This window comes from Pelosinus baikalensis (assembly GCF_020819555.1).
Lineage (GTDB): Bacteria > Bacillota > Negativicutes > DSM-13327 > DSM-13327 > Pelosinus > Pelosinus baikalensis.
The window spans coordinates 14,662-33,081 of sequence record NZ_JAJHJB010000034.1 but is presented as its reverse complement, the minus strand read 5'-3'; the positions used below and the strand labels follow the sequence as shown (position 1 = coordinate 33,081).

General features: G+C 40.8%; 18 protein-coding genes. 16 read left to right on the top strand and 2 right to left on the bottom strand.

Features of this window, described 5'->3' with window-relative positions:
- Nucleotides 1–8 precede the first annotated feature (8 nt).
- The 5 genes from LMF89_RS19200 (at nt 9) to LMF89_RS19180 (ending at nt 5,791) form a co-directional block, all read left to right on the top strand.
- Nucleotides 9–1,091 carry an HpcH/HpaI aldolase/citrate lyase family protein gene (locus tag LMF89_RS19200; RefSeq protein ID WP_229536491.1) on the top strand — a complete coding sequence of 361 codons (1,083 nt, stop codon included), beginning with the start codon at nt 9–11 and terminating at the stop codon, nt 1,089–1,091.
- Complete coding sequence (locus tag LMF89_RS19195; protein WP_229536490.1) at nt 1,057–3,564, top strand: phosphoribosyltransferase; 2,508 nt, start codon at nt 1,057–1,059, stop codon at nt 3,562–3,564. The genes LMF89_RS19200 and LMF89_RS19195 overlap by 35 nt, the downstream gene beginning before the upstream one ends.
- A complete protein-coding gene (locus LMF89_RS19190; protein WP_229536489.1) occupies nt 3,564–4,391 on the top strand; it encodes an HAD family hydrolase in 828 nt (275 codons plus the stop codon). The genes LMF89_RS19195 and LMF89_RS19190 overlap by 1 nt, the downstream gene beginning before the upstream one ends.
- 102 nt (nt 4,392–4,493) lie before the next feature.
- Entirely contained in the window at nt 4,494–4,727 is a 234-nt protein-coding gene (locus LMF89_RS19185) for a hypothetical protein (RefSeq protein WP_229536488.1), read from the top strand.
- A gap of 365 nt (nt 4,728–5,092) precedes the next feature.
- On the top strand, nt 5,093–5,791 hold the full coding sequence (locus LMF89_RS19180) for a CAP domain-containing protein (protein ID WP_229536487.1): 699 nt from the start codon (nt 5,093–5,095) through the stop codon (nt 5,789–5,791).
- Nucleotides 5,792–6,014: 223 nt separating this feature from the next.
- Here the strand turns inward: LMF89_RS19180 and LMF89_RS19175 are convergent, their stop codons facing one another.
- Entirely contained in the window at nt 6,015–6,329 is a 315-nt protein-coding gene (locus LMF89_RS19175) for a hypothetical protein (RefSeq protein WP_007958780.1), read from the bottom strand.
- A 273-nt stretch (nt 6,330–6,602) separates the two neighbouring features.
- On the opposite strand from LMF89_RS19175, the gene LMF89_RS19170 reads away from it, so the two are divergent.
- The 3 genes from LMF89_RS19170 (at nt 6,603) to LMF89_RS19160 (ending at nt 9,424) form a co-directional block, all read left to right on the top strand.
- Complete coding sequence (locus LMF89_RS19170; protein ID WP_229536486.1) at nt 6,603–7,295, top strand: DUF3794 domain-containing protein; 693 nt, start codon at nt 6,603–6,605, stop codon at nt 7,293–7,295.
- Between the two features lie 39 nt (nt 7,296–7,334).
- Nucleotides 7,335–8,327 carry an SPOCS domain-containing protein gene (locus tag LMF89_RS19165; RefSeq protein WP_229536485.1) on the top strand — a complete coding sequence of 331 codons (993 nt, stop codon included), beginning with the start codon at nt 7,335–7,337 and terminating at the stop codon, nt 8,325–8,327.
- 305 nt (nt 8,328–8,632) lie between these two features.
- A complete protein-coding gene (locus tag LMF89_RS19160) occupies nt 8,633–9,424 on the top strand; it encodes a HipA family kinase (RefSeq protein WP_229536484.1) in 792 nt (263 codons plus the stop codon).
- On the opposite strand, the gene LMF89_RS19155 is transcribed toward LMF89_RS19160, so the two are convergent.
- Nucleotides 9,386–10,021 (bottom strand): L,D-transpeptidase family protein, encoded by a 636-nt coding sequence (locus LMF89_RS19155; RefSeq protein ID WP_007958788.1) that lies wholly within the window; start codon nt 10,019–10,021, stop codon nt 9,386–9,388. The two genes, LMF89_RS19160 and LMF89_RS19155, sit on opposite strands and share 39 nt — an antisense overlap.
- A gap of 230 nt (nt 10,022–10,251) precedes the next feature.
- Between LMF89_RS19155 and LMF89_RS19150 the strand changes: the two genes are divergently transcribed.
- The 8 genes from LMF89_RS19150 (at nt 10,252) to LMF89_RS19115 (ending at nt 18,369) form a co-directional block, all read left to right on the top strand.
- Complete coding sequence (locus LMF89_RS19150; protein WP_229536483.1) at nt 10,252–10,722, top strand: chemotaxis protein CheW; 471 nt, start codon at nt 10,252–10,254, stop codon at nt 10,720–10,722.
- A gap of 6 nt (nt 10,723–10,728) precedes the next feature.
- Complete coding sequence (ispE, locus tag LMF89_RS19145; RefSeq protein ID WP_229536482.1) at nt 10,729–11,598, top strand: 4-(cytidine 5'-diphospho)-2-C-methyl-D-erythritol kinase; 870 nt, start codon at nt 10,729–10,731, stop codon at nt 11,596–11,598.
- Nucleotides 11,598–12,293: a GntR family transcriptional regulator gene (locus LMF89_RS19140; RefSeq protein ID WP_229536481.1), complete on the top strand. Its 696-nt coding sequence runs from the start codon at nt 11,598–11,600 to the stop codon at nt 12,291–12,293. The genes ispE and LMF89_RS19140 overlap by 1 nt, the downstream gene beginning before the upstream one ends.
- Nucleotides 12,294–12,392: 99 nt before the next feature.
- Nucleotides 12,393–13,151, top strand: a complete 759-nt coding sequence (locus LMF89_RS19135; protein WP_229536480.1) for a nucleotidyltransferase family protein — start codon at nt 12,393–12,395, stop codon at nt 13,149–13,151.
- Nucleotides 13,152–13,474: 323 nt separating this feature from the next.
- Nucleotides 13,475–14,284 carry a pur operon repressor gene (gene purR / locus LMF89_RS19130; RefSeq protein ID WP_229536479.1) on the top strand — a complete coding sequence of 270 codons (810 nt, stop codon included), beginning with the start codon at nt 13,475–13,477 and terminating at the stop codon, nt 14,282–14,284.
- 79 nt (nt 14,285–14,363) lie between these two features.
- Nucleotides 14,364–15,575: a threonine ammonia-lyase gene (ilvA, locus tag LMF89_RS19125; RefSeq protein ID WP_229536478.1), complete on the top strand. Its 1,212-nt coding sequence runs from the start codon at nt 14,364–14,366 to the stop codon at nt 15,573–15,575.
- A gap of 371 nt (nt 15,576–15,946) precedes the next feature.
- A complete protein-coding gene (gene glmU / locus LMF89_RS19120; RefSeq protein ID WP_229536477.1) occupies nt 15,947–17,308 on the top strand; it encodes a bifunctional UDP-N-acetylglucosamine diphosphorylase/glucosamine-1-phosphate N-acetyltransferase GlmU in 1,362 nt (453 codons plus the stop codon).
- Nucleotides 17,309–17,421: 113 nt separating this feature from the next.
- Nucleotides 17,422–18,369, top strand: a complete 948-nt coding sequence (locus LMF89_RS19115; protein ID WP_007958798.1) for a ribose-phosphate diphosphokinase — start codon at nt 17,422–17,424, stop codon at nt 18,367–18,369.
- Nucleotides 18,370–18,420: the final 51 nt, after the last annotated feature.

Sequence of the window (18,420 nt, the reverse complement as noted above, 5' to 3'; positions counted from 1 at the left end):
ACCAGTCTTTGTTAGAGTACGCTTTGGGTGCAACCTTGTATATGCCTGCTACTCGTAAAACCATTGCACAAGATGTGATTAGCGGCAAGTTAAAAGGTTTAATGTCCATGGTTCTGTGTCTGGAAGATGCGATTGGTGATAATGAGGTATCAGAGGCGGAGAGTATGATGAAGTATCAGATGCAGCAACTCGCTTTAGCCCTCAGCCAAGGCAGTATCACGGCTGCTGATATTCCACTTATTTTTGTGCGAATACGGGATGTAGAACAAATGTGGCGAGTTACCCATTTGCTAGGGCAAAATGTAGCCTTATTAACAGGTTTTGTTTTTCCAAAGTTTACAGCAAAGAATGGTGGTCTTTATTTTGAGGCTCTTGATAAGATTAATAAATGCCAGACAAAGCCCATCTATGGAATGCCTATTTTGGAGTCACCAGAGATTATGTATATGGAGAGCAGGCAAAAAAGCCTGCTCGAGGTGAAGCAATTGCTGGATTCCTATCGCGAACTAGTACTGAATGTGCGTATTGGTGCAACGGATTTTTCGGGTCTATTTGGTTTAAGGCGCAGCCCCGATATGACGATTTATGATATTTCCGTAATTCGCAGCTGTATTGACAATATTATTAATGTCTTTACTCGCTTAGATAGTGGTTATGTGGTATCGGGTCCTGTTTGGGAGTTTTATTCTAGTGAGCGGGTTTTAAAGCCTTTATTGCGCCACGGTCCTTTTACGGATAATTTGGGGCAAGCAGGGGAAAAGATGCGGGATGCACTTTTGAATCGTTACATGGATGGTTTATTGCATGAGATTGTTTTAGACAAAGCCAATGGATTAATCGGTAAGACGATTATTCATCCGAGTCATATCAAACCCGTACAGGCCTTATGTGTCGTTACCCATGAAGAATATATGGATGCATGCAGCATCCTGGCAGAATCTCATGGGGATGTAGGAGTTGTTTCTAGTGCCTATGGGAATAAAATGAATGAAATCAAGCCTCATACGCGCTGGGCGCAAAAAATAATGATAAAATCAAAAATATATGGGGTGTTTCATGAACAACATAACTTTACCAGCTTGCTTACCTAATGTGCATTCCTATGATATTTTGGAAAATTTAAAGGTTGAGGTACATGTTGTTACGAATGCTTACAACATTCCTATCGATAATTTATTTCTTATGGCCGCGCGAAAAAATACAAAACGCGGCTTTTTGTTTGTCAGTAAAATATTGGGAAAGCACATTCCGGTTCATCCACTGATTCCCTTATTAGGGGGTGGGGCTTTAGCATCACGCTATGCCAGTGTGATGTATCAGCAAAGGGATTTTGAGGAGCATTGTGATTTTTCTAAGGCTTTCACGAATTCATCCCTCATGACAACGGCTTGGGAATATATAAAGAGCAATCCCTTGCCCCTGCCGGAAAAAATATTATTTATCGGATTTGCAGAAACGGCAACTGCTTTAGGGCATGGCGTTTTTAGCTGCTTTGCCCAGAACGCTAAGTACATTCACACAACCAGAGACAATATCGTAGGTGCCGATATGGTATTGAATTTCGCAGAAGAGCATAGTCACGCCGTAGATCATTATTGTTATGGGATTGAAAGAGAATGGTTTGACAATGACGAAACAATCGTATTAGTCGATGATGAGATTACTACTGGTAAATCAGCCTTAAATTTCATTCGTGCCATTCAGCAGCAATATCCTCGTAAGAAGTATGCCGTACTCTCTCTTTTGGATTGGCGTTCAAAAGCCGATAAACAAAAGTACCTTGAGGCCCAAGAAGAACTACAAATACAAATTCATACCATTTCCTTGTTATCCGGGGAGATTGCAGTAGAGGGAGAACCTATGGCCGATGGGCAGGAACCTTTTTCATATGCTGCTCAAAAACATAAAGAGCCTATTGTAGAGAAATTGATCATCAAAGATGATTTAGGTATGGTGAATAATTTTTCCTCGTTGAATACGAAGGCTGAGGAAAATAATATTCCTTATTTGCATGCCACAGGGCGATTTGGTATTACCACTCAGGAGAAGAATGATTTAGAAAAAGCATATTGCAAAATCGGCAATTGGCTGAAACAAAAAAGACAGGGCAAAAACGCCTTGTGCCTGGGAACAGGTGAGTTTATGTATATTCCCTTTCGCATCGCGGGCTATATGGGGGAAGGGGTGAGTGTTCAGTCCACCACCAGAAGCCCGATTTATCCAGTGCAGCGGGAAAACTATGGAGTACAGCAGGCGATTTGTTTTGCCAATCCAGAGGATGGTTCCATTGCTAATTATGTCTATAATATTCCTTCTGATTACTACGATGACATCTTTATCTTTTTTGAAAGAGAAGTAGAGGATAAAGATCTAGAGCCTTTATTGCAGGCCCTAGCGCCAATTGGCGTGAGTAGGATTTATCTTGTAACCTGTGCTAGTCGCTATTTGATCAGACCGATGATTCCTCATCCTAAACCTATTGGCAGCTACAACCCCAGGGATGTTGTTTTCCTGCTTAAAAACATTAGTGGACTTGTTCCTGAACTGGATAATCAAATCAGAGAGGCTGCGATACAAGGTGGCAGGCATTATTCAGAAATGCTGCCTGTAGAATATCAGCCTAAACCTGAATATATGACTTTATTTCAACACGTGCTGCAGGAAACTGCCGAGAAAATTGCCTTGGCTGCTGGTAGTGTGGCAGAGCAGATTATCCATCTTAAGGGGACTGGCCTTGTCTTAGTGTCACTGGCTCGTGCAGGGACACCTATAGGAATCTTAATTAAGCGTTATATAGAGGAACAATTTGGTATCTCATTGCCTCATTACAGTATTTCCATTATTCGTGATAAAGGTATTGATGAAAATGCTTTACTCTATATCAGGCAGCAGCATCCTGATGCCACCATACAGTTTATCGATGGCTGGACTGGTAAGGGGGCCATTACGAATCAACTCATGGAAGCATGTACTATTTTTAATCAAAAATATAGAGAAACAGTAGAACCTGATTTAGCTGTTTTAGCAGATCCGGGGCATTGTGTACGTTTGTATGGGACAAGAGAAGACTTTTTGATTCCCAGCGCCTGCTTAAACTCTACTGTATCAGGGTTAGTGAGCCGTACTGTCCATGTGGCAGAGCTGATTGATGAAACTGACTTTCATGGTGCAAGGTTCTATGAAGAATGGATCAAGGAAGATGTTTCTCTGCTATTTATTGATACCATAGTAGACAAGTATCCTCTGATTGCCCATAAAGCCAGCCAGATGGCCCGAAAACATATTCATGACTTACAGGTACCTACTTGGGCAGGGCTGAATACAATAAAGCAGTTACAAGTTACATTTAATTTGCCTGATATTAACCTGATCAAACCTGGCGTGGGTGAAACTACCCGAGTGTTATTACGGCGCGTTCCTTGGAAAATACTAATCGATAACAAAGAGAATCCTAATTTGCAGCATATTCTCTTATTAGCAAAAGACCGAGGTGTGGCAGTGGAAGAATTTACTGGCATGTCGTATTCTTGCTGCGGTTTGATTAAAACGATGGGAGGAGACTAATGTTATTTGCCAGTGATCTTGATCAAACACTCATCTACTCTGCCCGATCCTTTCGCTTATTGCCTAATCATAAATTGCCAGCAATGAGTGTAGTTGAAACCTATGATGGTAAGGATATCTCCTATATGACCGATCATGGGATCAAACATCTTTTGCAGTTGGCTTCTCAAGCCTCCTTTGTTCCTGTGACAACACGTACGATAGAACAATACCGGCGCATTTCTTTATTTCGCGATGTAATTCTTCCTGCCTATGGAGTGGTAAGTAATGGTGGAAATGTACTTGTAAATGGTGTAATAGACCAAGAGTGGAATCAAAAAGTAAAAAGCAATGTGTCGCAAATGTGTTTGTGTACTCAAGACATACTGTCTCAGTTTGGTGAGATTAGCCATGCTTCATGGGCCGGATCTTTAAAATTGGCAGATGATTGCTTTCATTACTGTATAGTTGAGCGGGAGAACATACCAACAGAGGAGCTTGCCAGTTTTTCTTTATGGGCAAAATCTCAAAATTGGAAAATATCATTACAGGGCAGAAAATTATATCTGGTACCGGCGGTAGTAAACAAGTGGGATGCTGTGTTATATATACGAAATTTATTAGAAGAAAAGACGGTTATTGCTGCGGGCGATTCTCTATTAGATCTGTGTATGCTAGAGCAGGCTGACTACGCAATCGCGCCGAGACATGGGGAAGTCTGGGAAAGCTATTCTAGGGGAACGCTGCCCATTTCATCCGTTCAGTTTACAAATCAGGCTGGTATTTTGGCGGCAGGGGAAATTTTAGATTATGTTAGTCAGTTTACTGCTTATAAAATGCAGGCCTAAGGATAGAAGCATAACCATGTCTGCGCTAGGGATAGTACCTTCTATGCCATATGACTCATGAAATTATAGTGATGCTTCATCATATATAAAAGGGGTGAGGTCGTGGGAGGGAAAGAAATTCGTTTATGGCGATATTGGCCTTTCTGGGGATTGCATTTCGGTGTTCACCTGGTAATCGGCATAGTGGCAATGGTAGCTGGTCTGGTTGTAGTGGCTAAAGGCCAAGTTTTAAATGGTCTAGCACTATGTGGGGCAGCATTGTTTGCAGTACTAAATGGATGGGCAGGATACAAGCAACTGTGGAAAAGCAAAAAGCGTAGAATCAATGCTACCTAAGATAAAACAAGCGGCAGATGTCGCTTGTTTTATTTTTTTACCCATAAAAGATATAAGAATTTATGAACCACAAAGGCACAATGCCGCCGATGCGGCACACAAAGGAAACACAAAAGTATAAACCCTTTGCGTCCTTTGCGTCTTTGTGGTTCGATTCGTTTAATCTGTTTTATTTCAGGATATTGTGGTTACGTCATAATCTTCGTATCTTCGCGGTTCAAAATCTTTTATGTTTAAATAATATTTATAGTTATGTAAACATTACCAAGGATGAAAAACAGGAATTATCAATAAAAAAGCGAATATATATAATCGTATCCAAAAAGAAAAAAATATTATGTAAACTAGAAAGAGAGGTAATTGTATTGAGAAACCATAAATTATGCAGCATGGCAACCCTGGGATTCATGACAGTTTCCTTGATTACGACATCCTTTGGCAGCATTTTTGCTACCCCCGCTTTTGCAGCTGAACCAGAAACTGCTGCTGTGATTAAGGAAGAGAAGAGTAAGGATAATAAAAATTTGTTGGGAGGGCTTTTAGCCGTTGGCGCAATTGCATTAATTGCGGGACATAATAGTCATGATAGTGATTCATCCAGTAAAAATAGCAATAGCAATACAACGTCTGGAAATACTTCAACGAACACTTCTTCAAATACGAATTCTTCCAGTCAGAATGTGACAGCAGATCAAAAGCTTGCTGTTGAGTTGCTAAATGCTGATCGAGCTAAAAATGGCTTGAGTGCTTTAAAAACGAATTCGCAGCTAACAAGTCTTGCTGGAAATTATGCGCAAGATATGATTGATCGTAATTTCTTCGCCCATAATAATCCTGAGGGTCAGACTCCGTTTGATAGAATGAAGAATGCTGGTATCAGCTACACCTATGCAGGCGAAAACCTAGCAATCAATAATAATGTGACTGCTGCGGAAACTGCCTTTATGAACAGCTCTGGACACAGGGCAAATATTCTTAATAAGAATTACACAGAGGTTGGTGTTGGTGTTCGTTATAATAGCAACGGATCAGCTTATGTGGTACAAGAGTTTATTGGTAAATAAAAAAAGGATCCTACGGCTTTTGTGGCTGTAGGGTCCCTTTTTTTAATGGTACATATACTAGGATGTATAAGTTTTAGAAGGCATATTGAACACAGAGAGCGCAGAGAGTACGCAGAGGACACTGAGGATAACTATTTTTTCTCTGTGTTCTGGTGCGCCTCTGTGGTTCGGTAAATGTTTTGTCTGTTTTTAAATTTTCCTATAGTATAGCGGGATTGAAAGCTTAGATCGAAACGCCGCATTTTGGGCACATGCCGCGATGCCTATGATAATCAAACTCATGACCACAGCAAGGACATAACTTATAAAGTCTATATTGGCATACTCGATACAGTTTGTAATATGTTTTATAGGTTTTAACACATTCTTTTTCCATTTTACATTTCATTTTGTCCATATCAGAGCACATCGTAGAATAGCAATCATGGTCAGGCTTTTCTTTCATACAAGGCATTTCACAGTCATCATAATCGTCATTGTCATCCATTTTGCAATGATTTGGTTTGGGTTTATGACAATCATATTTAGGATAATTCATTGAACTAGATCCTCCTTTTATTTAAAAATCTGATATTGGGTTGCTATATTCTATGCGCATCAAGGTAAAAGTGTTATGTTGCAATTTCAAAATAGTAAATTATTGATGGGGATAAAGAAGACTTAGCCGCTCTTAACTCCCACTTGTAGAAAGGAGTTTTAGAGCGGTTTAGTCATCGGATAAAACAGGGAAGATCTTTTAAAAACTCTTTTTTGCACATAAAATATCTTACTGGCATATATATAAATAGAACATAAAAGGGGGGGGATATGTGTGGATGAAAAAGATACACGTCTAGGTTATAATCAATGTACATTAGGTACCGAAACGGGACCGCAAACTATCATCGTTCGCCAGGTAATCGGCGCGGCTGAAGAGCAAAAGGTATTGGATATTCATGTAGTTGTACCAGATAGAAAACCAGCTATTGAGCAAATTGTAGATGTTTTTGTCAAAGATGTATGTATCGATTGTGTTGATGTTATTCATAATAAGGTAATTGTACGCGGGGAATTTGAAATTAAAGCGATCTATGTAGCATATTTGCCTGACCAACCAGTGCATGCTGTTGAAATTAAACATTTTAAATGGACTCAGGATATTGAAATCCCTGGCGCACGTAGAGGTATGGATGCAGATGCAAATGTTATTGTAGAATTTGTCGATTATGATGTAGATTGTCATAGCCGTGCCTACAAGTACAAATATGGTGATTATGATAATTGCAACGATGGTAATTGCAAAGATCACCACCATCACCATGACCACGACGATTGTGACGATGATTGTGATGATCATTGTGATGATCATCATGATGATTGTGATGACCACCACCATCACCATCATCACAGATGGACTCGAGAATTTGATGTATCTGTAGTGCTTAAAATTGTTGCCAAAGTTATGGCTGATCGCCAAGTGCAAATCGGCGGCAATGCAACTATGCCTACTCAGCCTAAAGGATGATTACTACGCTACTAATTTGCTAAAAAGGGGGGGAGTTTAATGAGTGATGAAGTAAAGCAAGATTCTGATGTAGATGGCAAAAGAGCAATTGATGATTCAAATATGATGTGCGGATGCCCAGAGCCAGGACCGGAAACTATTTCTGTGGAACAGGTTCTAGGTGCAGAGATGAAACAAAAGGTTGTAGAATTTGATATGATAGTCCCTGACCCAAAACCGGATATAGAACAAATCATAGATGTGTATGTCAAGGATGTAGATATAGATAGTGTAGACGTTATTCGAAACAAAGTTATTATACGTGGTGACCTGGAAGTTAAAGTTATGTATGTAGCGGATTTACCAAATCAGCCAGTTCACGCGTTTGAAAGAAGGCATGTACGCTTTACCCGGGATATTGAAATTGAGGGCGCAGAACCTGGTATGGATGCTACTGCAGATGTTGTTGTTGAGTATGTAGATTATGATTTTCATCGACATCATAATAGACGCCAAGTGCATATCACCATTGTTCTAAAATTTTGGGCACGGGTTATAGCCATGACCGAAATGGACGTATATGGGTTAACACCAATCACTGAATATGGTCAAATCGAATACAATAGTGCTAATTCTCAAAGCGGCAGTTATGCTTCTGGTAATATGGGTGATGACGATTATACTGTTTCTGCATCTCAGACTGGTGGCGGGGACATTGAGGCTGTTGGCTATGAAAACGCCTTTATAACGGGATCAGGAAATGGTGAATATGAAAATATGTATGTAACAGGTCCTGGAATCCCTCAGACTGCTGGAACTAAGATGGGGATTAGTGGTACAGCTACGATCACGGGTAGTTCTGTTAATATCCGGACAGGTCCAGGGACCAATTTCCCTGTAGTAACGAAGGTCAATAAGGGTGAACGAGTAACGATTAAAGAACAGGCTTTTGGCTGGTACAAAGTAGTTCTTTCTGGCGGTACTACTGGATGGGTTGCTAGCTGGCTAGCGGATACTGGAAATGGTACTGTACCGACAGCCCCCAAAGGGTAATGAGTGCATTAAAATACCGCACAATCTGCTTGCGATCAAGTAGATTGTGCGGTGTTTGTTCTAAGTAGAGAAAGTATAGACTGTATTGGTGGAAGAATATAAGATTTTATGAACCACAAAGGAGGACACAAAAAATAAAACCCTTTGTGTCCTTTGCGTCTTTGTGGTTCCTTTTCGTTTTACATGTTTTAAAAGCTCAGCGTTTTTTCTTATGAAATAATTTTTAGGGTAGGAGCATATAGTGTATCATGTGCTTTTAAAAACGGATTGATTTGTCATATTTTTAAAAATGAGGGGGGAAAAGAGTGCTTACTGCTGTTGAATATCTTGGCTCAGTGGGAGTGGGAGTAACCGTACCCCGCGTGTTTCGTGCTGATGATGGCAATATTTATGTCGTTAAATTACAAAATAATCCCATGGGTACGAAAGTGTTGGTCAATGAATATATAGCCTGCTGGTTTGGGGAACGTATGGAGCTGTGTTTCCCTCCAAGTGATTTGATTCAGATTGAGGAACAGGTTTTACAAAGACATAAATCACTGAGAGGCACTGGCATACGGGCTAAAACTCATTTTGCAAGTAGATACATACCGAGTAATAAATATGTTGTAAGAACGAATTTATCTAAGGCAAGCAATAAGAGTGCGATGGCAGGAGTGATGTTGTTTGATCATATGTTTCATAATATTGATCGAACAAAGAACCGTAAAAATTTGTTGGTACGTTTACAAGATTCTGCTTATGTGCTATACGCTATCGATAATTCCCATTTGTTTGTACGTGGACGATGGAATAACAAAACGTTAGAAAAGTTGGCAGAAAAAATTGTTGTAAATCGGCGTAGAGCATATGGCTGGCTGTTGACTTATTTCTTTACTTCTGGGGATTTTAGCCCTTATGCTGCTAGAGTTAGGGAGATTAAAAAAGAAGATTTAGTCCAGCTAGTAGACTCGATCCCCCAGGAATGGCTGCCTAAAATTGAGGAACGAGATGCACTCCTCAATTATATGCTCCGGAGATGTCAGATGGTGGATCAGATTGTTTTACGCTTATGCCAGTCAATTCCGGATGTAAACAGGCGTACCCACTTTTACTAAAGGATAGATTTGTTCTACGTTTTGATTATGCATGCGAATACAGCCATTTGAAACCATGGTGCCAATCAGCCAGGGGCGATTTGTGCCATGAATTCCATAAGAATCATAATTGAGACCTAACCAGCGAGTTCCTAAGACGCCTCCAGGATTCATGACTTTGAGTGCAATCGCATAATTTCCCAGTGGCGTGGGAGTTGTTAGTTTACCAATACCTACCGGATATTGATGCATTGGTGTATTGCCATTAAATAGTGTTAGTTGACGAGATGAGGTTGTAATTAGAATATTAGCCCTTGGCAAAGAGAAATCCGCTCGTTTGGCGGCTGGTGATAAGGTGGTAATGGTAGTGGTAGTTGCCTGATGCAAACGGCAATAGGTAAGAGGATCTACGATGCCAGTTGCGGGTAAGTTTTCTTTTTCTTGAAATAAGGTGATTCCACGAATGGTCTGGGTATCATACTTCTGGTGAATCGGTCCCTGGTATAGATTCTTATGGAGCAACAATTGTTGTATTTCCCCAATGAGGGGATGCTCACTTTCTTCTTCAAAGGCAATGGATGCTAACCTGTGAGATAAATAGAGTGTACGAACATTCATAACATACACCTCCTGCAAGATCTTTAGTTATTATATGTAAGTAGAGTTTGGCTGGTGCCATGCATCTTAAAGCAAGAACTTGCAGGAGTAATGAGGAGTACATGCAAAATAAAGAAATTGGGTAAAATAATTGTATAAAATATTACTGGTATTTGCAGGCAAACACCGCTATAATATCGAATATAATAATAAATTTGATCTTTTGATGAATTATGGAGGTGTATTGCCATATGGAAGATATAAAGGTAGAAGATGAATTGCAGTTGGTCACATTTAAGCTGGCCAGTGAGGAATATGGGCTTCCGATTACGAAAGTTCAGGAAATTAACCGTTTATTGCCAATCACCAAATTGCCTCAGACACCTTCGTTTATGGAGGGAATTATTAATCTTAGAGGTCGTATTATCCCTGTTATCGATTTAAGAAAAAGGTTTCAATTGCCAGTTACAGAGCATAATGATGATACACGTATTATCGTTGTAGAAATTAATGGACAAACAGTAGGTGTGACCGTTGATGCAGTGACAGAAGTCGTGCGGCTAAGTGCTGCAGATGTAGAGGATCCTCCTGCTTCCATCGCTGTAGATTCTCGTTATATTAATGGCGTAGGTAAGATTGACGATCGCTTAATTATTTTATTGGATAGTAATCAAGTTTTAACAGCGCAAGAAGAAATTGCTGTAAAGCAATTAAATGAGTAGATGAGTATGTTAACGGTAAAGGGAAATGCAAAAATTAATTTAACGTTAGATGTTCTTTATAAGAGAGAAGATGGATTTCACCAGGTAGAAATGATTATGCAAGCCATCGATCTTGCCGATATGCTACGTTTAGAAGAAAGACCAACGGGTAATATTAGTATTGCAGCTACAATTGCTCGTTTGCCCTGTGATCAGAGAAATCTGGCATATCGTGCAGCTGCTCTTATAAAAGAGACTTGCCAAGTGAAAAGCGGTGTACATATTTTTATTGATAAAAAAATTCCAGTGGCTGCTGGCTTGGCGGGCGGTAGTACGGATGCTGCTAGTGTCTTATTAGGACTGAATCGTTTATGGAAGCTGGGCCTAACCACCCATGAACTGGAACGATTAGGAAGTAAGTTAGGTTCTGATGTGCCTTTCTGTATAAAAGGAGGAACCATGTTAGCTACAGGGCGGGGCGAAATTCTCCAGCCTCTTACTGATATTAAGCCTTGTTTTGTAGTATTGGCAAAACCTTCTGTAAGTGTTTCTACTGCCTGGGTATATCGTCAGTACCAAGGTCAGAATGTGAAGGTTCATCCGGATACGGCTGGAGTAAAATCCAGTCTGGATCAGGGGGATTTAGTGGGAGTAGCCAAAGGATTGTGTAATGTTTTAGAATCTGTAACCATTCCAGTCCATCCTGAAATAAGAAAACTGAAACAAGCTATGATGCAACATGGGGCATTGGCTAGCTTAATGTCAGGCAGCGGTCCTACTGTTTTTGGTCTGGCAGAAGATCAGGCAAAGGCAGAATATATTGCACAGAAGCTTAGAAGTCAATGTGCTGCTGACATATTTGTTACTAAAACAGTAGGAAGAAGTGAGGGAGTATAATGGAACGCCGATTATTGCCAATAAAATTAGACAGTTATCAGCCCCTCAGGGAAGTGGTGTGTGAGACCTTGCGTAGTGCAATCGTTTCAGGTGTTTTGCAGCCTGGTGAACGCTTGATGGAGATTCAAGTAGCTGAAGAACTAGGGGTAAGTCGCACTCCTGTACGGGAAGCCATTCGTAAATTGGAACTGGAAGGATTTGTGGTCATGATACCCCGTCGTGGTACGTACGTATCCGATCTTTCCATTAAAGATATTACGGAAGTATTTGAAGTGCGTACTTCTTTGGATATTCTAGCCGCAGGACTGGCTGCAGAGCGTATTACAGAAGAAGAGCTTGAGCAGATGGAGCGTTTGCTGGTGGAAATTGGCGGCTATATTGAACACAATGACATGGAAAAAATTGTAGAAGCCGATAGCCAGTTTCATGATATTTTATATCGGGCCAGCCGCAATGAACGCCTTGTGGGTATTATCAACAATTTGCGGGAGCAATTGACCCGTTTTCGCTCATTGTCTATGTCATATCCAGGACGACTCAAAGCGATGTTTGCAGAACATACTCGCATGGTAGAATCATTAGGGCAGCGCAATGTGGCTTTAGCTCAGCAGTTTGCCGGAGAACATATGGCGAATGCGGAACAAGTTTTGTTAAAAAATATGCTGGAACGCGGAGCGGATTCGAGTGAAGAATAGTTTTTAGGTTTTTAGGATAGTATATAGAAGACTTGTGCTTTACCTGATAATCAAGTCTTCTGTATTTATACGCAGATTCGCATGGGAGGTTTGGGTTATATGTATGATGCCATTATACTGGCTGGCGGTGAAAATAATGAACATTTGAGTAAGTTTTCATCTCAGTCGTATGAGGCGATGATTGAAATAGCTGGTAAGCCTATGGTGACCTTTGTGGCAGATGCATTGGCTGCTTCCCTCCAGGTGAAACGGATTTTTATCATGGGACCAATTCCACAATTAAAAAAATGTACCTTTCCTGAAGATACCATATTACTTGAGGGAGGCCATACCCTTATTGAAACGATTCAACTGGGGATCAAGGCTCTTGGGCACGAGAATAAGGTATTAATCGTTACGGCTGATATTCCTCTTTTAACACCAGATGCCATTACTGATTTTCTTCGTCAATGTGACGAGGTAGAGGCGGATTTGTATTATCCGATTGTGAGTAAAGAGATCAATAATAAATGTTATCCGGGAAGCAAACGTACGTATGTGAGATTTAAAGACGGAACCTATACTGGCGGTAATATTTTTTTGGTGAATCCTGCAATTGTACCTCAATGCTTGACTGTAGCTGAAGGACTGATTAATAATCGCAAGAATCCATTTAAACTTTGCTGCTTATTAGGATGGGGATTTATTTTGCAATTTTTACTGGGCACATTAAGCTTGACTAAAGTAAAAGAAAGAGTAGAGACCTTACTAGGTATTACCGGCTCTGTGGTTCAGTCCAGCTATCCTGAGTTGGGGATCGATGTAGACAAACCTAGTGACTTAGAGTTGGTACGAACTACCTTTTCTTTCCGTATATAATATAGACCAGCAAGACTTGGCATACGCCAAGTCTTTTCTTATAACCAAAGGCACAATGCCGCTGCTGCGTCACACAAAGGAGTGCACAAAAAAATAAGCCCTTTGCGTCTTTGTGGTTCAATCATGTCTACTTCGTATTCTTCGTTATCTTCGCATATTCGCGGTTCAAAATGTTTTATTTTTTATAGTTTTTTCAAAAATAGTGATATAATATAAAAAAAGTACATATCTTGCAGGTATTTCACTTTTTACGGAGAAAGTGAATGAAAATATTAAAAAATACAATAATATTCGGTGTTTTTCATGATGGAGGATAAAAAGTAATGACTAAGGTACGGAGAGTAGAAAGAATCGTAGCCCTGACCAAAATGCTAATGGATATGCCGGGGCATTTATTTTCATTAGGACACTTTAGTAACTTGTTTAGTACAGCAAAGTCAACTTTAAGTGAAGATATGGTAACAATAAAACAATCAATGCAGGAATTCGGATTAGGAACAGTGCAAACCGTGTCGGGTGCATCTGGTGGCGTAAAATATGTCCCATATCCTTCGGAGGAACGCATCAATCATATGTTGACGCAGATGGCAAAGCAGCTTTCTGATCCGGACAGGATTATACCTGGAGGATTCTTGTACATGTCGGATGTTTTATTCACGCCTGAATTAATGATGCAGGCTGGCGAAATTTTCAGTGCAAGATTTTCGAGTGTAACCCCTGATTATGTTATGACCGTGGAAACGAAAGGAATTCCCCTGGCATTTTCTACTGCTCGGGCTTTTGGCCTGCCTTTGGTCATTGTGCGGCAAGGGAGTAAAGTTACAGAGGGACCTTCAGTAAGTATTAACTATGTATCGGGTTCTACGAAACGGATTCAAACCATGTCTCTGCCCAGACGGGCATTGCCGTCCGGTTCTAAAGTACTGGTGATTGATGATTTTATGAAAGCTGGAGGCACAGCTCAGGGAATGATTGATCTAGCAAATGAGGTGGGGGCCCAAGTGGTAGGTACAGGTGTACTCATCGCAACCATTGAACCAGAAAAGAAATTAATAGAAGATTATTTAGCATTATTGATGCTCCACGATGTTGGGCAACATACTAAGATGATTGATATTCGACCCGTATTGTAGGAAAGAATTGTATATCGATTCATAAATTGGGGAAACGAGTTAAAAATAAGGATGCTCTTACATATGGAGGAAAAGTGATATGCAAAAAAGTATTAGTTTGGCAGATGTTCAACAAGCTCATCAAGCAATGTACAATGTGATTCATCATACGCCTCTGGATAAAAGTGTTACATTTAGCGGCATGGCTGGTTATGATGTATATTTAAAACTAGAAAATTTGCAAAAAACAGGGTCTTTTAAATTGCGCGGTGCTTATAATAAGATCCATTCTCTAACGTCGGAGGAAAAAGCAAAGGGTGTTATTGCAGCTTCTGCAGGTAATCATGCACAAGGGGTAGCTTATGCTGCCAGAATGATGGAAACAAAGGCAACGATTGTAATGCCTGAGATCGCACCTTTAGCTAAGGTGATGGCGACTCGGGGGTATGGCGCTGAAGTAGTTCTGAGTGGAACGGTGTATGATGATGCTTTTCATAAAGCCCAGGAATTAGAAGTAGAGACGAAACAGACTTTTATTCATGCCTTTAATGATGAAGCGGTCATTGCCGGGCAAGGGACCATCGGGCTTGAAATACTGCAGGAGCTTGAAGATGTTTCTGCCATAGTAGTTCCCATAGGTGGTGGCGGATTGATTGCGGGGATTGCGTTAGCTGTAAAAGAGTTGGCACCCCATGTGAAAATTTATGGTGTGCAAGCCCAAGGTGCTCCGGCGATGTATATGTCGAAACATGCTCATGTGCTTAAAAGTACGCCAGACGCTACGACAATTGCCGATGGTATTGCCGTTAAGATACCCGGGAACATTACTTTCCCTATTGTAGAGCAGTATGTGGATGATATTGTTGTAGTGGATGATGAGGCGATTGCTAGTACCATTTTAATGATGTTGGAAAGAGCAAAGTTAATGGTAGAGGGTGCGGGAGCCATTGCTCTGGCTGCTATACTGAATCATAAAATTCCAGCCCATGGCAAAGTGGTTAGTGTGGTGTCTGGAGGAAATGTTGATGTCAATTTCATTTCTCGTATTATTGAACGGGGACTGGTTAAGGCTGGCCGCCGTATTAAGATTTCGACGCAGATTACAGATCGGCCGGGTTTATTACAACAATTATTAACGGTAATTGCAAATTCAAGGGCGAATGTAATTGGTGTTTTTCATGATAGGGTAGAACAGAATGTGCCAATCGGACAGGCGATTATCGAGATTAGCTTAGAGACACGGGATGCACTGCATACGGAGCAGATTTTAACCAATTTACGTGAGCATGGGTATAGCGCTAAGATTATCTAGTACCTTGACTGAGTTAAATTTGAGGTTAGGTTGGGGAGATTTTTTTGTCCTGCGAGGCGAAGGAGCCGCGCATATCGGCTATATGTAAGGTGACGACAACGAAGCTGGGCGGAAAAAGATCCTCAAGATAAACAAAATATAACTTTGTCAAGGTACTAGAATATTCATTATAATTAAACTTTATTATTTTAGCAGGAATGTTGAAATTGATGTCGAAAATTAAAGAAGTTTGGGGGAGTGGATACAAAATTCATTACCAATGATTAAGTGAAGTTCCGATAAGTGCGGCTTCGACTGGCGGTGGGTTAAAACTCCATCGCCAATCAAGTCTTCTTTAAGAAGGATCGAGTTTGGATGGAGGAGGAAGGTTAATGTCTGATTTACTAGCGGTGATTTTAGCGGCAGGCAAGGGTACACGAATGAAGTCAACCTTGCCCAAGGTGTTACATCAGATTGGTGGTAAGCCAATGGTGCAGCATGTGCTGGATGCAGCTCATATGGCTGGAGCTAAAGAAAAAGTTGTGATAGTTGGCTTTGGAGCAGAATGTGTTGAAGCAACGTTAGGAAAGCAAGCTGAGTTTGTTGTACAAAAGGAACAACTAGGAACAGGCCATGCTGTTATGCAGGCCAGGGATTTTTTGCAAGAATTTGATGGGACGGTTATGGTGTTATGTGGTGATACACCCTTGCTGAAAGGAGAAACGCTAAAAAGACTCTTTGCTGAGCATAAAGCCGCCAAAGCATCGGCTACGGTGTTAACAGCTCACATGATTAATCCAACGGGCTATGGACGTGTGGTTCGTGATGCCAGCGGACAAGTCTTAAAGGTTGTAGAACAAAAAGATGCCAATAGCAGGGAACTTGCTGTTAATGAAATTAATACAGGGATTTACTGTTTTGAGCGTGCTGCTTTGTTTGAAGCATTGCAGAATACCAATTGTGATAATATGCAGGGCGAGTATTACTTAACCGATGTAATTGGTATATTAGCAACGTCTAATGCTAAGGTGTGGGCTGTGGGCGTAGATGATTTTCAGGAAACACTTGGCATTAATTCTCGCATGCAATTAGCAGAAGCAGAAAAAATCTTCAGAAAACGGAAGCTAAAAGAATTAATGGATCATGGTGTTACCATCATGGATATTGACAGTACCTTTATTGACCAGGAAGTTTCTATCGGTGCTGATACTGTGATTTATCCTTTTACATGGATTGAAGGAACTACGGTCATTGGAGACAATTGTCAGATCGGACCGAATAGTCGTATTCAAAATAGTAAGATTGGCGATCGCGCTACCTTGCATTTTATCTATGCCCATGATTGCGAAGTAGGTGATGATGTGGTAGTGGGTCCTTATGTTCACTTGCGGCCCAATACGGTTTTAGCAAAGGGTGTTAAAATTGGTAATTTCGTAGAGGTGAAGAATTCCCAAGTTGGAGTAGGGAGTAAGATTCCTCATTTAAGCTATATTGGTGACACGGATATGGGAGACAAGGTTAATATTGGCTCAGGCACCATAACCGTAAATTATGATGGTAAGAACAAGAATCGCACTAAAATTGAGGATGGAGCCTTTATTGGTTGTAATACCAATTTGGTAGCGCCTGTGACGGTGGGGAAAGGTGCTTATGTAGCTGCGGGTTCAACAATTACGAAGAATGTGCCAGCAGATGCTTTGGGTGTAGCCAGATCTCGCCAAAGCAATATTGAGGGCTGGGTAACCAAGAAATAGTGTTGTTATTTATAAGAAAATAGGTAGCATTAGAGAATCGATAGTAGCCCTTTAATGCGTTTATGATAGATGTATCTGTGACAAAAAGCATAATCAGGAGGTAACGTTTTACAATGGAAGATATGAAGAGATTGCGGATTTTTTCCGGTAATGCCAATCCAGGGTTGGCCAAGGAAATTGCTGACCATTTGGGTCTTACTATGGGGAATGCTTTTGTGGGGCATTTTAACAACGGAGAGACGCAAGTCATCATTGATGAGAGTGTGCGCGGTAAAGATGTATTTATTGTGCAACCTACTTGTAATCCTGTGAATGACAGCATGATGGAACTTTTAATTATGGTAGATGCTGCTAAACGGGCTTCCGCGCGTACAGTTACGGCGGTAATTCCTTATTATGCTTATGCGAGGCAAGATCGCAAAACTCGGGGACGTGAACCCATTTCTGCGAAACTCATTGCGGATTTATTGACGACCGCTGGAGTGAATCGTGTCTTGACAGTGGATTTGCATGCAGGGCAGATTCAGGGGTTCTTTGATATTCCTGTAGATCATATGCCTGGTGTGCCTTTATTAGCTGATTATGTTCGTTCTAAGAATTTAGATGATCTGATTGTTGTATCGCCGGATCTAGGTGGCGTTACACGTGCGAGACAATTAGCAGATCGACTGCATGCACCGATTGCAATTATTGAAAAGCGCCGCCCCATGCCTGGTGTAGCAGAAGTCATGAATTTGATTGGTAATGTAGAAGGAAGAACTGCTGTTATGATTGATGATATTGTAGATACGGCTGGATCCTTGACAGAGGGTGCTAATGCATTAGTCAAATTTGGTGCAAAGGAAGTCTATGCCTGTTGTACACATGGGGTTTTAAGTGATCCTGCTGTAGCTCGCATTGAAGCATCCACGATTAAAGAACTTGTAATTACCAATACGATTCCTTTACCTCCAGAAAAAGAAAATGCAAAAATAAGGGTATTATCGATTGCGCCTCTTTTGGGTGAGGCCATTCTTAGGATTTTTGGTGAACTTCCAGTAAGTAGAATGTTTGACGAATAATCTATATTGCAAAGAAACAGGGCGCATCATGCGTCCTGCTTTTTTAATAGC